Genomic DNA, 521 nt, shown 5'->3' on the forward strand with positions numbered 1-521 from the left:
CCAGTTACTCTCAAAATATCAACTAATTTGAATTTATTAATATTATGGAGATTGTAGATTGCTTGAACTATTTGTTTCTTTGTTGCTGTTTCTCTGCTTCCTGCAATCTCCCTAATTCCTTTAAAAATTCATTCTCGATTCTCAAGTCACGATTTTCGTTTTCAAGTTGTCTCAGACGCTCAACGTTTACATCTTCTCTAGTTATATTCTTTGGATCCTGAAATACTTTCTTATCAGCTTTCTTCCGTTTACCCATTTTCGGTGGCCTACCTCTCTGTTGTGATAAGCCATCGACGCCTTTCTTGAGGATAGTAGTGCGCCAATTACAAATTAAACTAGGGTTATTCATCCCTAATGAATTGGCTACTTCTCGATAACTCATCTCTGTTGTTTCATACAATTTTACAGCACTAAGCTTAAAATCAACAGCGTAATGAGTCTGATTCTTACTACGTTTCAGTCCTTCGATTCCAAATTGTTGATAGCTATTAACCCATCTTCTTACAATAGACTCTTGAATA

At 35.5% G+C, this 521-nt stretch carries 1 protein-coding gene; it reads right to left on the minus strand.

Features of this window, described 5'->3' with window-relative positions:
• Positions 1 to 67: 67 nt before the first annotated feature.
• A partial coding sequence (locus ACRCJ0_RS19215) for a transposase (protein WP_431391819.1) occupies positions 68 to 521 on the minus strand: 454 nt, incomplete at its 5' end.

It is taken from the genome of Aerococcus sp. L_32 (genome assembly GCF_050689315.1).